We start from the raw sequence: 13,377 nt of genomic DNA, 5'->3' as shown, positions 1-13,377 counted from the left end.
GACATCCGATGAATGGAGAGCGCCATGCAGGAATCCAGTTCATTCGCGAGACGCAGGGTGCTCGGGGCCGCCACGGGTGCCGCCGCAGCCGGCGTCATCTCCGCCGCCGCCCCGTCCACGGCCGCGTCGTCAGCGACGGACACCGCGGAGAAGGCGGCCGTCGGGGCCGGCACGGACGGCGTCTGGGGCGTCGTCCCGGATCCGGTGCCCGTGCCGCTCGACGCCTACGCCGACAACGACGGCATCGACACCGCCTCCGCGCGCGGCGGCGACTTCGACGGCTCCGGCTACACGTACCCCGGGGAGGAACTCCCCACCGGGCGCGTCGAAGTGGACGGCGTGCCCTACCTCTTCCCCTCGTCCGCCCCCGGTGCCGACAACGTGGTCGCGATGGGGCAGCGCATTGAACTGCCCCAAGGCCGCCACCTGTCGCTGTTGTTCCTGACGGCCGGCAGTTACGGCGACGCGGCCGGTACGGCGACCGTGCACTACGCCGACGGTTCGACAACCGCGGCCCAGCTCAGCGGCAGCGACTGGTACGCGACGGGAGGCTCGCTCTCCGCGCCGTACCGCTACCGCCCGGACGGCACCAGGGACGAGCACCGCGTCGGCATCGGCTCGGCGGAGGTGTGGTGCGACCCCCGGCGCGAGGCGGTCGCGGTCACGCTCCCCACCACCAACCGGCCCGAGGCCGACAAGACCTCTCTCCACGTGTTCGCGCTCACCGTCCAGCCGGCCGCCCAGGGGAAGGCGCTGGCACTGCGCAACGCCCGCTCCACGGTGTCACTGCTGGAGCCCACCGGCGCCCAGAGTGTCGAGGCGACGGTCGTCAACGCGGGCACGGAACCCGTCCGGGCGGCCGACGGCGTGACCGTGCGCGTGGACGTGCCCGGCGCCCGCACAGTGCGGCCGGCGCCGGTGCGGCGCCTCGATCCGGGCGAGCAGAGCCGGCTCCGCATCGGGATACGCCGCCGGGGACAGACGGCACCCGGAACCCAGCAGGACGGCCGTGTCATCGCCGCCGGCCGCGGGGGACAGGCCGCCGTGGAGCCCAGCAGGCTCACCCTCGGCGTGGCCGACTACGAACCGACGGACACCTCCCTGGCCCGGCACCAGGCGCCGTACTGGTTCAGCGACGCCAAGTTCGGCATCTTCATCCACTGGGGCGTCTACTCCGTTCCGGCCTGGTCGCCCGTCGGCAAGCAGTACGCCGAGTGGTACTGGAACCACATGCAGGACCAGAACAACGCCGTGTACGCCTACCATGCGCGGACGTACGGGGAGGACTTCGCCTACGACGACTTCATCCCCATGTTCCGCGCCGAGCGGTTCGACCCGCGGGCGTGGGTGGAGCTGTTCCGGGAGGCGGGCGCGCAGTACCACGTGCTGACCTCGAAACACCACGAGGGCTTCGCCCTGTGGGACACCAAGATCTCCGACCGCAGCTCGGTGAAGATGGGACCGAAGCGGGATCTGGTGCGCGAACTCTTCGACGCGTCGGCGAAGTACACACCCGAACTGCACCGCGGGCTGTACTTCTCGATGCCGGAGTGGTTCAACCCCGACCACCCCTGGATGGGTCACGCTCCGCGCAACCCCTACACCCTGGACCCCCTGCCCTACACCGGACACGTCTCCGGCAAGGACTACGTGAAGGGCTACCAGGCCCCGCAGATGCTGGAGTTGATCCACGACTACGCCCCGGAGCTGCTGTGGTGCGACATCGGCGGGGTCAATGACAGCCGCACCGTCCTGGCCGAGTACTTCAACCAGGCGAAGAACAGCCGTGATCCGCTCGACGTCACCGTCAACGACCGGTCCGGGATTCCCTTCCACGACTTCACCACCCCCGAGTACACGACCTACGCGAACACCGTGGTGGCGAAGTGGGAGTCCAGCCGGGGCCTCGACCCCTACAGCTACGGCTACAACCGCGCCACTCCCGACGACGCCTACATGACCACCGAGGAAGTCGTCCGCAACCTCGTCGACATCGTGTCCAAGAACGGCAACCTGCTCCTCGACATCGGCCCGCGCGCCGACGGCACCATTCCCGAGGTCATGCAGACGCGACTGCGCGAGACCGGCCACTGGCTCAAGACCAACGGCGAGGCGATCTACGGGACCACGTACTGGTCCCGTATGGCCCAGCTCGGGCAGGACCTGCGCTTCACGGTGCGGCAGGGCAGCGCGTTCTACATCCACTCCCTCGTCGCCCCGGGCAGCCGGCTGACCGTCGAGGCGCCGGTGCCCGTCCGCAGCGGGGACAAGGTCACGATGCTGGGCCACGACCGGCCGCTGACCTGGAACGTGCGAGGCGGAGCGCTGGTCATCGACGTGCCCGCGGCAGCGCGAGCGGCAGGGGAACACGTCTGGGTCTTCAAGGTGGAGTGGCGCGGCTGAACGCTCCGTCCCCTTCCCGCACGGCGCCCTACGGGAGGGGGACGGGCCGCCCTCCGGTCAGTCGGCCGACTCGGCGGGGGAGCTCCGTGGAGGCGAATTCCGCCACGCCGGGCGTCACTCCCGCGCGATCACGACCACCTCGTCACGATCGGTCCAGCGCCGTCGCTCGTCCTTGTCCGGGTTGATCCGCACTCCGTGGTCGGGAACCGCCGTGGCACGGTCGTGGCGGCGGTACCCGATGGCGCATTCGCCCCGTCGCCGAGCCGCCGCGACGACCGTGGCGAAGGACGCCTCACGTCCGGGCAGGATGTACGACGCCGCCGGTCGCAGGTGGACCTGACTGCCGGTGAGGGAGAACAGTTCCTCGAACACGGCGGCCAGATGCCGGTTCTGGGAGATCTGGGCCATGAGCAGGCCGATGAGTTTCCCGCTGATGATGACGTCGGCCCCGGGGCTGACGGGCGCGAGCGTCCGGTTGCGGTCGTCGGTCATCTCGGTGACCACCGGCAACTCCCGTCCGGTCTCCTGCTCCAGCAGGTGCAGGACGAGGAGCGTGACGAGGGTCCGGTTGTCGGCCTCGTCGGGTCGCTGTCCCGGAGCGGTGTCCGGGCCGAGCACGACGACGCTGTCGTACGAGTCGATCTCCAGGCACCGGAGGGTCTCGGGCCGGGTGATGTCTCCGGGCCGGAACGTGACGGTCAGCCGGGGCGCGAACGCCGCGCCGGCGACCCGCACCTGATCGGCCGTCACCTCCTGCCGGTCCGCCACCACGGCGATGACCGAGCCGTGCACGGCGTACCGGCCCAACTGGTCGACGATGAGGGAGGCCCGCCGGTTCCAGCCGAGGACCAGGACGCGTTCGGGCCGGGCGCCCGCCGGCCGGCAGGGCGCCATCACCGACTCGTCGACCAGGGCGGAGCAGTCGCTGAGCCGCTCGGTGTCGTCGTCCCGCGTGATGACGATCAACTGGTCGCCCGGGCCGATCAGAGCCTGCGGCGGCGGGTTCAGCAACGGTCTGCCGTCACGCAGCAGGCCCACCACGCTGGAGGTGGCGTACGCCAGCAGCGTGTCACCGAAGGAGCGGCCGGCCAGGGCCGGGTCACAGATCAGGTAGAACTCGTCTCCCGCGAAGTCCAGGAGGTCGCGGTACACCAGGGAGAGGCCGGGACGGCGGGCGGACTGGACGATCAGCCGGGCGGTGATCGCGTCGCTCTCCAGGACGATGCCGCGCGTTCCGGCGGCGAGGGTGGCCGCCAGCCGGTAACGGTGGTCCCTGACGGCGGCGACGACGGGCGGGCCGTCCTGCTCACCGAGTGCGGAGCGCAGCGCCAGCAGCGTCTTGACCACTTCCGGATCTTCTGACGGATCGTCATGGGGCAGTACCAGCACTGCGCCGGCCGCGCCCGGAAGGGTCAGGGCGAGCAGGGCGGGGTCGGTGGGGGGACCGCTGCGGCAGATCAGCCGGGTACGGCCGGTGGCCCCCACTTTGCTGCTGAGGGCCTCCTCCATGGTGGTCTTGTTCCGGTCCGCCAGGACGGCCACCGCGCCGTACCGCTGGTTGGCGTTGGCGGCGACCAACTCACCCACAACGGTGAACACTTGCTCGGACCAGCCCAGCACCACCGAGTGCCCCTGCTCGATGACCGTAGAGCGCCCCCGCCGCAGCGCGGTGAGCCGCTCGGTGAGTCCGGTGGTGATCAGACCGACGAGGGTCGAGACGTACACCAGGGCGACCAGCGCGAGCAGCACCGACAACAGGACGCGCAGGAGCGGGCCGGTCGCCCCGCCGAGCCGCAGTGTCTCACCGGTGAGCCGCCAGACCGCTGCCAGCCTCCCCGAGCGGGACGCGGGCGCGTCCGGGTCCGTCCACACCAGCACGACGCTCGCCGGGAGGACGAGGGCGAGGCAGGCCAGGGCCAGCCAGCCGACGAGCGCGGAGGTGCCCCGGGCCAGCGTGGTGTCGAACCAGTAGCGTGCCCTGCCCTTGAGTGAAGCGCTTCGTCCCACACCTGCCCCCTGTTCCGTGGGGGCCCGCGACGGCGGCCGTACCGCTGCGCTGTGCCCCGCCCGCCCCCACCGACCGCTACGGCCACGCGGCCACGCGGCCACCTGGAAGTGTGCCGACGAGACGGCCGTGACATGCGGATCTTCGTCTGTCTTTCATCCCTTCGGGGACGTCACGGAAGAAGCCGCTCCGCCCGGGGCCCGACGGGGCGTCAGCGGCCTGACCTCGGCGTCGCTCGTTCGAGGCAACGTCGCGGCGCGGGCGGGCGGGTCGGTCCGGCCGACCGGTACAAGTGCGTCATGACTGAAGATCACAAGGCCGTCGCGGCAGGTCCGGGCCTGTCCAGGCGCAGCTTCACCACGGCGGCGGGAACGGCTGCGGCGGTCACGGCGGTGGCAAGTGGCGCGCCTGCCGCGGCGACGCCCGTCCAGGCCGCCCCGGCGGCGCCCGCCCGGGGCGCGGACTTCGACAGATGCCTGGCCGTGGCCCGCGCCCTGCTGGTCGTGGACGACGACGACCGCCCCCTGGTCCCGCGCTACGAGCGCGTCCTCAAGGACGGACTGCCCGCTCAGCGGGCCGCCACGCCCAAGAAGGTCCTCGTCATCGGGGCCGGCCCGGCCGGTCTGGTGACGGCATTGCTGCTGAAGCGGGCGGGCCACCACGTGACCGTTCTCGAGGCGAACGGCAACCGGGCGGGCGGACGCGTCAAGACCTTCCGCAGCGGCGGCCACGAACGGGCGGCGCAGCCCTTCGCCGACCCCCGCCAGTACGCCGAGGCGGGTGCCATGCGCCTGCCCGGCAGCCACCCGCTGGTGATGGGTCTGATCGACCGACTGGACCTGAAGAAGCGGCGCTTCCACTACGTCGACGTCGACGGCGACGGCCGGCCCGCCAACCGCACGTGGATCCACGTCAACGGCATTCGGATGCGGCGCGCGGAGTACGCCCGCGCCCCCCGCCGCGTCAACCGGTCCTTCGGCGTGCCGCGGGCCCGCTGGGACACTCCCGCCGCGGTCATCCTCCGGTCGGTGCTGGACCCGGTGCGCGACGAGTTCAGCACGGTCGGCGCCGACGGCAAGCGGGTCGACAAGCCGCTGCCGGAACGGGTGCGGGGCTGGGCCAGGGTCATCCAGCGGTTCGGTGACTGGTCGATGTTCCGCTTCCTGACCGAGCACGCGGGTCTGGACGAGCGCACGGTCGACCTGATCGGCACCCTGGAGAACCTGACCTCACGCCTGCCCCTGTCGTTCATCCACAGCTTCATCGGCTCCTCCCTCATCAGTCCCGACACCGCCTTCTGGGAGCTGGAGGGCGGTACGGCCGTACTGCCGGACGCGCTGCTGGCGCAGGTGCGCGACACGGTCCGGTTCGACCGCCGGGTCACCCGCGTCGAGTACCACGACCCCGACCGCCCTTCCTCCGACACCCGGCACGTCGGCCGCGAGGGCGCTCGCGTGTGGGTGGACACGGTCTCCGAGGGGCGCGACGGCCCGGTGGTGCGCGAGCAGTTCACCGCGGACGCCGCCGTGGTCACCGTGCCCTTCTCCGGGCTGCGGCACGTACAGATCAGCCCCTTGATGTCGTACCGCAAGCGCCGCGCGGTCGCGGAACTGCACTACGACAGCGCCACGAAGGTGCTGCTGGAGTTCAGCCGCCGCTGGTGGGAGTTCACGGAGGCCGACTGGAAGCGCGAGCTGGACCGGATCGGCCCGAAGGTGTACGACGCCTACCGCACCGGCCGCGCACCCTCCGACGGCAGCCTGCTCGGCGCCCATCCCTCCGTCCCGGACGGCCACATCACCCCGGGCCAGCGCACTCACTACGCGGCCAACCGTGCCGTCTCCCGCGACCAGCCCGAGGCCGCGCACGTCGTGGGCGGCGGCTCGGTGTCGGACAGCGCCAACCGGTTCATGTACCACCCCTCCCATCCGGTGCCCGGCAGCTCCGGGGGAGTGGTCCTGGCCTCCTACAGCTGGGCGGACGACGCACTGCGCTGGGACTCCCTGGACGACGAGGCCCGCTACCCGTACGCCCTGTGCGGACTGCAGCAGGTCTACGGCCAGCGCGTCGAGGTCTTCTACACCGGCGCCGGACGCACCCAGAGCTGGCTGCGCGACCCCTACGCGTACGGAGAGGCGTCCGTACTGCTGCCCGGCCAGCACACCGAGCTGCTGCCCTCCATCCCCGCGCCCGAGGGCCCGCTGCACTTCGCGGGCGACCACACCTCCCTCAAGCCGGCCTGGATCGAGGGAGCCCTGGAGTCGGCGGTCCGCGTCGCCCTGGAGGTGCACACCGCCCGACCTGTGTGACGGCCCGCCGGGGATTCGGAGGTTTCGCCGGAGGTCGCCACCGGCGAGGATGCTCGTCATGACCGCGGAAAACGGCATGGCCCCCGCCCGTGCGACGCACGCGCCGCCCCTGGTGTTCGGTGCGGGGGCGGCGATCGGAGCGCTGGGCGGGATGATCGGTCTGGGCGGCGCGGAGTTCCGGCTGCCGCTGCTGATCAGTCTGTTCGGGTTCGCCGCGCTCTCAGCCGTGATCCTCAACAAGGCGATGAGCCTGGTCGTGGTCCTGGTCGCGCTGCCCGCCCGGCTGGCGGCGGTCCCGGCCTCCGAGGTGGCAGCCCACTGGCCCGTCGCGGTCAACCTGCTGGCCGGGAGCCTGCTCGGTGCGTGGGCCGGGGCGGCCTGGGCGGTACGGATGCGCAGCTCCACCCTGTACAAGGTGCTGGCGGCGCTGATGGTGCTGATGGCCGCGGCCTTGATCATCACGCACATCAGCACCATGGGGCCGTCGGCGCTGCCGCTGTGGGCGCAGGTGCCCTGCGGGGTGGTGGCCGGGTTCGGCATCGGGGTGGTGGCGGCGATCATGGGGGTAGCCGGGGGTGAGCTGCTGATTCCGACGATCGTGCTGCTGTTCGCCGTGGACATCAAGACGGCCGGAAGCCTGTCTCTGCTGGTGTCGCTGCCGACCATGCTGGTGGCCTTCGCCCGCTACAGCCGTGACGGGAGCTTCGCGGTGGTCGGCGCCAACGTCCGCTTCACCCTGGTCATGGCCGCGGGTTCGATCGCGGGGGCCCTGCTGGGCGGGCTGTTGCTCGGCGTCTTCCCAAGCCTGGTGCTCATCCCCGCGCTGGCCGCGATCCTGCTCGCGTCCGCGGTGAAGCTCGCCCGTCACGACTGAGCCGGCGGGGTCGGCTCCGCCCGCACCGCCGGCGCGACGTCGAGCCGGGTCGCTGCACGCCGCGGCGAGTCCGTGGTGCCCGCGCCGTGCGGCCCACCGGACTGGTCCTCGCACCGGAACCGGGGACTGGAAGGCGCGGACATGACGATGACGGACAGCGAGGTGGCGAGCGAAGCCCCCGGCCCGGTCCCGTGGGTGAGGGGACCAGGCCGGAGAGTCCACGGCCGCCGGGCGACGGTCAGCGTCGTGGGGTCACCTCACGGAGCGAGCCGGTAGGCGTTCGTGATCGTCTGGCGCACGGTGTTGCCGCCCTTGTCCTTCAGATCCACCCGGAAGGAGACTGCCTTGGCGGTCGCCGGGTGCGTCACACGCACCGAGCGCGCCCCGTTCGCGTCGCTCGTCACGGTGAGCGGCTTCCAGGTCCGGCCGCCGTCGTAGGAGACCTTCACGGCCAGCGTGGCGACCCGCCCGGCCGGGGCTGCCGCGCCGCTCAGCTTCAGCGGCACCGTGAGCGTGCCACCTGCCGGAGCCGTCCCGTGCAGGCTCAGCTTCGGCGTGAGCCGCACCGTCGACAGCGGCAGCTTGACCGAGCCGTTCGACGTCGGGCGGGCCGAGGTGAAGGTCCACACCCCCGCCACCTTCGTGCTGGTGGAGGTGTCCTTGGCGGAGCGGCTCGCCTCGACCGTCAGACGGTACGCGGCGGAGGCGGCGGAAACCTCGGTGCTCAGCCAGTCCGTGGCCGAGCCCTCGGCCAGGATCCGTCCGCCGGATTCCAGCCGGGCGAAGCCGCTGGTGACGATCGAGGACCCCGGGTTGCCGCCGCCGTCGTTGAACAGCGCGATCCTGGCGTCGATGTAGTCGCGGATGCGCCGGGCGTCCTGCTCCTCCGGGCCCCGTGCCGCGAGATCGGGGCCGACCACGCCGGTGTTGAACCTCAGCGTGTGGCTGGAGCCCGGCTTGTAGGTCACCCGCTGCTTTGTGTAGATCATGCGCGCCTCACTGCCGGCGTCGAGCTGCGTGGCCGTCCAGGACCAGCGCACGCCGGCCGTGCTGAGGTAGTGCGTGCCGGCGCGCGGCAGCGTCTGCACCGGCGGGTCCTGGATGCCGACGCTGCTCCCGAGGTCGTCCAGTGGCGTGATGTGGACCTGCCCCTTGACCCCGGTGACGGAGGCGCCGAAACCGAGCTTCACCTCGGCGACCTCGGCCCGGGTGACGGTGCGGGTCAGGCCGGTGAAGAAGCTGCCCTTGCGGTTGAAGGCGAGCCGGTAGTCGACGTTCTTGCCGGCCGCGCCGGGCGTCCTCCACACCCCGTTGAACTGGGCCCGCATCGTGGCGGAGGCCGGGCCGAGGGCGGCGGTGCGGATCGGCGGCGTCCCGTTGGTGGACCAGGAGTTGAACGCGCCCACGGCGTTGTCGTAGTAGCCGACGACGGAGGTGACCAGCTTCGCGGCCGGGTCCGGGGCCTTCACGGCGAACGGCTTGGCCTTGCGAGAGTCGAGGGTGACCGACACGTTCCCGGTCACCTTCAGCACCGGCTGGACGAAGAAGCCCAGCTCGTTGTCCTCGGCGAAGACCAGGCTCTCCAGTTGGTAGGAGCCCTTGCGCAGCCGCTGGACCACCGTGCCGTTCTCGCGGAACGGCAGCTCCACGGCCTCACCGAGCCCGTCGGCGTGGTTGACCGTCGTCGCGTAGGTGGCCGGGCTCGCCCCGTCGGCGTCGATGTGCCGCACCGTGACGTCGTACGACTCCACCTCCCGCTCGACCACGAGACCGGTACGCACCTGTTGGCCGCCTCCCGACGCCAGCACAGTGCCGCCGAAGACGCCGTCGACCGTGCCCTTGCGGGTGTCGGCGGTGACGGTGGTCTTCGCGGTGCCGCCGGCCGGGACGGTGAGCTGCGCGTCCTTGACGGTGAACATGGCGGCCGGCGCCGCACCGCCCGACGGGCCGACGCCTGAGGCACTCAGCCGCAGGGTGACGGCCTGGGTGCCGTGGTTGCGGTAGGTGAGGGTCTTGGCGGCAGGCTTGTCGTCGGCGTGCGGCCAGGCGTGCGTGCCGAAACCGAGGGAGCCGGGCTCGGAGACGACCAGAGCCGTGGCGGCGCGCTCCAGGTTCACCCGGCCCGCGCCCTGCTGGTGGGCGTTCAGCAGCGGATTGGGCTCGGCCGAACCGGTCAGGAGCGACTTCAGCCGGGCTCCGGTCCAGTCCGGGTGCTGCTGGAGCACCAGGGCGGCGGCGCCCGCGACGTGCGGAGCGGCCATCGACGTACCGGAGTAGGCCACGTAGTTCTCGCTCGGGGGTGACTCGCTCTGCCCGGTCAGGGCGGCGGTGATGTCCACACCGGGGCCGGTGATGTCCGGCTTGGGCGTGCCGTCGAGGTTGGGGCCGCGGCTGGAGAAGTCGGCGATCCGGTCCTGCTTGTCCACGGCCCCGACGGTGAGCGCCGCGGGGGCGCTGCCGGGCGACCCGAGCGTACGGGGCCCGTCGCCCGAGTTGCCCGCGGCCACCACGAACAGGGCCTTGCCGGAGAGCCGGGCGACGGCCGCCTCCTTCGGGTCGACCCCCGGGGTGTCGGGGGCGCCGAGACTCATGTTGACGACCTGCGCGCCCTGGTCGACGGCCCACTGCATGCCGGCGACGATGTCCGAGGTGGTCCCGAAGCCGTCGTCGCCCAGAACCTTGCCGTCCAGCAGCTTCACGCCGGGCGCCACGCCCTTGTGTCGGCCGCCGGACTTCGCACCGCTCCCGGCGAGGGTGGAGGCCACGTGGGTGCCGTGCCCGAAGCGGTCCTTGCTGTCGGGGGAGTTGCTGAAGTTCTTCTGCGCTGTCTCGACGCCCTTGAGGTCCGGGTGGGTCTGGTCCACCCCCGTGTCCAGGACCGCCACCTTGACGCCCTTGCCGGTGTAGTCCGCCTTCCACATGGTGGGCGCACCGATCTGCGGCACGCTCTCGGCCAGGGTGGCCCGGACCTTCGCGTCCAGCCAGACACGGGCGACGGGCCGCGCGGGGGCGGCCGTACCGCCTGCCGTACGAGCCGAGGAGCGGCCTGTGACGGCCGCCCACAGCGCCGGAGCAGCGGACTTGGGCGCCTCGAACGCCTCACCGTCGACCGCGGACAGCGCGCGGCGCTCTCGGACGGCCACGCCCGCGAACGGGTCGCGTCCGGCGGTGCGGGCCCCTTCTCCGGCGCGGCCCTGCCGGTAACCGACGATCAGCGGCAGCGTGGTGCGGTGCGCGTCGTCGTGACCGTCCTTCACCAACCCCGCGACGTCGAAGAGTTGCCGGTCGAGCACGCCGTCGGCGACCAGGCGCAGGGCGTCCTGCGGGACGACGTACGTGTGGCCGGCCGCGCGCCGCACGGAGAAGCCGATCCCCTCGCGGCCCTTGCCGCGCACGAGCCGGACCACCCGGCCGTCGGAGCCGACGGCCACGCGGTCGCCGGTGATCAGCGTGACGGTCGCCGGCGGCTTCGCTGCACCCGTGGCCTTCGCCGTGCCCTCCGCCTCGTCGAGCCCGTCGTGCGTGGCCGAACCGGCGGCTCGAGCCGGCTGTCCGCCGGCCGATACCGCCCCTGTGACCAGCGCCCCGGCCACCACGGCGGCCAGTGCCGCCGTTCTCGCGCGTGTCGTGGATCCCACTCGCGTTCCCCCGCCCTCGTGTGCATGCCAGCGCGTTCTCCGGTATCACGCGCTGGCGACACGTTCGGTTCTCGGCGGCGCTCGACACGGCTTCCGCGACCCACCCCGGAAAGCGGACGGCGCCGGCCCGCCGAAAGTCCGCTTCGGCGCGCCGAAGAGACCCTGGAAACCCCGGACCCGGGAGATCGACCAGAGGCGCGCGGAGGAGCGCAGAGCTCAACGGGTGCACGCCTGCTCGCGCTCGGCCTTCCCGCTCGGGCGACCCTGCTGTGGCGGGACCTCGCGACCGCGGGCGCGCCTGTCCCACGTCCTGGCACCGGAGAGTGAGCAGTACGACCTGGCCGCGTTGACGCCCGAGGTCCTGGCCGAGGGCGGGACACGGGCCCCGCACTGATGTCCACCGCGCCTCCGCCCTCCGTCGCGCTGGACCCGACTCTCTCCCGCCCCTGCCGCCCTCGGCCTCACGTGATGAACCGCGCAGCTCCCGGTCACGTGAGGGGCCCGGGTCTCACCGCGATGGCGTCGCCGTCGCGGCGGCCGGTCGTCGTCATGAGGACGTCAGGTGGGTCACCACCGAGCGCATGGCGTGGAGCAGAGCCGGGCGAGTCTCCTCGGGAGCGTCGAGGGTTTCGAAGCCGTGGTGGCCGTTCGGGACGTCGACCAGTTCCAGGTGCGCCCCGCAGTCCTCGGCCGCGGTCACGAACGCCTCCACGGTGGCGGCGATCTCGGGTGTCTCTCGCCCCGCACGGACGAGGACGATGGGCAGGGCACCCGCGTGCGCGACCCCCAGGACGGGGCGGAACCGGCTGTCGGTCAGCCCCCAGTTGGGCAGCGGCGCCAGGATCGGATAGGAAGCGGCCAGGCAGCGCAGCCAGGCCGGGGGTTTCGTCAGCCAGTCGGCGGTGAGCGGGCCGCCACCGGAGAAGAACCACAGGGCGACCCGGTCGGCGTCCACCCGGGGATCGGCGCGCACCAGTTCCACCGCGGCCGTGACGTCCGCGGCGGCGCGTTCGTAGTCGGTGATGTCGTGCAGCCGGTGGTCGAGTGTCACGCCGACCATGCCTTCGGCGGCGGCCAGGCGGGCGTATCCGACCAGGGTCGGCCAGTCACGCGGGGTCGGCCGGGCACCGGCGGGGACCGGACCGCCGTGCACGAAGATCACGGCCGGTCGTCGCCCGCCCTCGGTGCCGGGGACGTACAGATCGACATGTCCCCTGCGGTCCCGGGGCAGTTCGGGCACGTCCAGCGGGAACGGGCGCAGATGGGCGGGTGGTGTGCCGGCACCGGCCGGTCGCAGGCGGCGGCCCTCGCCGGCCGCGGCGCGCAGCAGGACGTCCGCCAGCTCGGCGGGGCAGGACAGCATCGGCCAGTGGCCGGTGGGCAGTTCGAAGAAGCTGACCTGGGGGCCGGTCAGGGCCGCCGCCCGGGGGTCACCGAAGTCGACGAGCCGCTGCACCAGATCGATACTGACGCCGTTACGGGTGCACAGCACCCCGGTGGTGGGCACGGTGGCCACCGCTCCGGTCAGCCGCAGCGGCTGGAGCAGGGTGCCCAGCGGTTGCGGAGCGGCAAGGGCGGTGAGCCGGTCCAGTGCCCCGTCGGAGACACCGGCGGTACTGCCCCAGCGCTGCCACTCGTCGCGAGCCGGCGGCGCCAACGCACCCGCAGTCTCCCCGCGTCGGAGCCGCTCGACCAGCTGCCCGCGCACGGTCTGGTCCGGTACGGCGGCCAGGGCCGGGACGCCGTCCTGCGGCATCGCACAGTCCAGGTACACGACGCGGGCCACGCGCTGCGGGCGCCGGTCGGCGGCACCGAGCACCGGATGGATGCCGTAGTCGTGACCGACGAGCACGATCTCCCGGCCGGACGCTGCGTCCACCGCGTCGATCACCGCGATCACGTCCTCGACGTGCGTCTCCAGGTCGGCGCGGGCCGACGGGGCGGGGTGGCCCGCGTCCACTCCGCTGAGCGGGACCGCGTGCACCTCGCCGCCCGCCGCGGCCAGTTCCGCGGCCGTCTCCTGCCACACATGGGTGCCGGTGAACACGCCGGCCACCAGGATGAACACGGTCATGGCCCTCTCCTCGGGTTCGTCACCAGACGTGGCGCCGGTCGCGCCCGCCGTGGTCCTGCGGACCGGGGCCTTCG

At 72.5% G+C, this 13,377-nt stretch carries 6 protein-coding genes; 3 read left to right on the top strand and 3 right to left on the bottom strand.

The window, feature by feature from the left end; translation table 11 throughout:
- Positions 1–24: 24 nt before the first annotated feature.
- Positions 25–2,403, top strand: coding sequence for an alpha-L-fucosidase (locus QQS16_RS03125; RefSeq protein ID WP_286060067.1), 2,379 nt, complete (start codon positions 25–27; stop codon positions 2,401–2,403).
- A 114-nt stretch (positions 2,404–2,517) separates the two neighbouring features.
- On the opposite strand, the gene QQS16_RS03120 is transcribed toward QQS16_RS03125, so the two are convergent.
- Positions 2,518–4,410, bottom strand: a complete 1,893-nt coding sequence (locus QQS16_RS03120; RefSeq protein ID WP_286060066.1) for a CASTOR/POLLUX-related putative ion channel — start codon at positions 4,408–4,410, stop codon at positions 2,518–2,520.
- A 297-nt stretch (positions 4,411–4,707) separates the two neighbouring features.
- Between QQS16_RS03120 and lgoX the strand changes: the two genes are divergently transcribed.
- Both lgoX and QQS16_RS03110 read left to right on the top strand, forming a co-directional pair.
- Positions 4,708–6,717, top strand: coding sequence for an L-glutamate oxidase LgoX (lgoX, locus tag QQS16_RS03115; RefSeq protein WP_286060065.1), 2,010 nt, complete (start codon positions 4,708–4,710; stop codon positions 6,715–6,717).
- A 58-nt stretch (positions 6,718–6,775) separates the two neighbouring features.
- Positions 6,776–7,591, top strand: coding sequence for a sulfite exporter TauE/SafE family protein (locus QQS16_RS03110; protein WP_286060064.1), 816 nt, complete (start codon positions 6,776–6,778; stop codon positions 7,589–7,591).
- 257 nt (positions 7,592–7,848) lie between these two features.
- Here the strand turns inward: QQS16_RS03110 and QQS16_RS03105 are convergent, their stop codons facing one another.
- Together QQS16_RS03105 and QQS16_RS03100 are read right to left on the bottom strand one after the other, a co-directional pair.
- Positions 7,849–11,229: a S8 family serine peptidase gene (locus QQS16_RS03105; RefSeq protein WP_286060063.1), complete on the bottom strand. Its 3,381-nt coding sequence runs from the start codon at positions 11,227–11,229 to the stop codon at positions 7,849–7,851.
- 547 nt (positions 11,230–11,776) lie between these two features.
- A complete protein-coding gene (locus QQS16_RS03100) occupies positions 11,777–13,303 on the bottom strand; it encodes an alpha/beta fold hydrolase (protein ID WP_286060062.1) in 1,527 nt (508 codons plus the stop codon).
- Positions 13,304–13,377 lie beyond the last annotated feature (74 nt).

Origin of the sequence: Streptomyces sp. ALI-76-A, from assembly GCF_030287445.1 — a bacterium.
Taxonomy (GTDB): domain Bacteria; phylum Actinomycetota; class Actinomycetes; order Streptomycetales; family Streptomycetaceae; genus Streptomyces.
This window is presented reverse-complemented; position numbering and strand designations above follow the sequence as displayed.

Coding starts and splice junctions, on each gene's coding strand:
- QQS16_RS03125 (WP_286060067.1), top strand. CDS start 25: ATGCAGGAATCCAGTTCATTCGCGAGACGCAGGGTGCTCGGGGCCGCC.
- lgoX (WP_286060065.1), top strand. CDS start 4,708: ATGACTGAAGATCACAAGGCCGTCGCGGCAGGTCCGGGCCTGTCCAGG.
- QQS16_RS03110 (WP_286060064.1), top strand. CDS start 6,776: ATGACCGCGGAAAACGGCATGGCCCCCGCCCGTGCGACGCACGCGCCG.
- QQS16_RS03100 (WP_286060062.1), bottom strand. CDS start 13,303: ATGACCGTGTTCATCCTGGTGGCCGGCGTGTTCACCGGCACCCATGTG.